Below are 1,392 nucleotides of genomic sequence, written 5' to 3' on the forward strand. Positions count from 1 at the left end.
GCGCAGATGCTGAGTAAGCGCGAGGTGCCGCTCGAGGGGTCGCGGCGGGCTTGAGGGGGAGAAGGAGAAAGGGCGCTAATACCCCAGCAATTCCTTCAGCGGAATCACCCGCCAGACGTGTTTGATCGCGTAGCGGTTGAAGGTCAGGGTCTTGGGTGGATTGTATTGCTCGACGACCAGCTCGGCGGCGGTGCGCTTGACCAGCTTCTTGATGAAGGCCTTGCCGTTGCGCTCATTTTCTTCCGGAAAGGTCTCGATCACCACATGGTCGCCGGGCACGGCGTCGCGGCCGCCGCAATAGATCAGGTCGCCGGGCTCGTAGCGCGGCACCATGGAATCCGAGAGCACGTGCAGCGCAAAGACCTTCGGCAGGTTGCGCACGCCCGGTGGGCGCTGGACATAGCCTGCCGGCTCGCCGTTGAAGGTGAAATCGCCATCATCGCCGCCGACGGCCGCGCCCAGCACTTCGATATCCATCGACCCGGCGGGTAGCGGACCGGCATCGGTGACGATCTCGGCGTCGGCGACCGGGCCGGCATCGTCGAGGAAGACGACCTGCCCTTGGCCCAGCGCCACCGGATCGACGCGCAGGAAGGCGGCGGTCTTCAAGAGGTTCTCGGTCTTGGGCAGATTGCGGCCGGTTTCCCAGTTGCCGACGGCGGCGACATCGGTGTCGTTGTGCTCGGCGATGTGGCGCATGACCAGGCCGCGCTGCTTGCGCGCCTTGCGGATCGCCGCTCCGACCTTGATCGACAGTTCCGTTTTTGCCATGGCGCCATGTGAGCGATGAAAGCGGCTCTCGTCCATGAAAGAATGGCTTGCATCTATTTTTGAGTTATGCTTATATCTGATCATGCAAAACCTGTCCAGCTTTGAAGGCGCAAGAGCGCCGGCCTCACGCGAGGCGCATCCGGCGGTCGTCACCGCTGCCCATTCCCTTCCGCCCCGGCCGTCCTCCTCCCCGGCCGAGGTGAAGCCCGAGGCTCAGTGCTTCAATGCACCAGCCGCGGGTCCGGTCCGCCCATCCCCGGCGACCGGAACGGCCGGAGCCGCCGCTCCCAGCGGCTCCGGCCCCCAATTCGATCAGCGTGGCGCCGGTCTGCCCGACAGGTCGTGCATCCGTACCGAAGACGGCACCGTCATCCTGTTCGACAGGCCGACGGGCAGGGCGGTTTCCGCCCCCGACAGAAAGACGGCAGAGGCGCGGCTTTCGCGCCTCGCCCAAACCGCCGGGCTGTAAAGCCGGTCCGGCTGAGCCGGCGTCAGCCGGCCCTCGAACCACACACCCTGACTGCGGCCCGGCGGGCCAAACCTGACGCTGCCTGACGGCGCGCGGCCGAAGGCAGAACTTTGGATGGAGCCTGGACATGGCAAGCTATACCGACCCCGAAT

Annotated in this window: 2 protein-coding genes; both read right to left on the reverse strand. The window is 65.7% G+C overall.

The window, feature by feature from the left end; genetic code table 11:
• Positions 1–75: 75 nt before the first annotated feature.
• Positions 76–771, reverse strand: coding sequence for a helix-turn-helix transcriptional regulator (locus EN935_RS36020; RefSeq protein WP_164548893.1), 696 nt, complete (start codon positions 769–771; stop codon positions 76–78).
• Positions 772–1,083: 312 nt separating this feature from the next.
• The coding region (locus tag EN935_RS41140) for a hypothetical protein (RefSeq protein ID WP_206534664.1) at positions 1,084–1,392 on the reverse strand (309 nt) is incomplete at its 5' end.

It is taken from the genome of Mesorhizobium sp. M7D.F.Ca.US.004.03.1.1, from assembly GCF_003998635.1.
GTDB lineage: Bacteria > Pseudomonadota > Alphaproteobacteria > Rhizobiales > Rhizobiaceae > Mesorhizobium > Mesorhizobium loti.

Bases quoted from the DNA above. Each gene is read 5' to 3' on its own strand.
- EN935_RS36020 (WP_164548893.1), bottom strand. From the start codon at position 771: ATGGCAAAAACGGAACTGTCGATCAAGGTCGGAGCGGCGATCCGCAAG.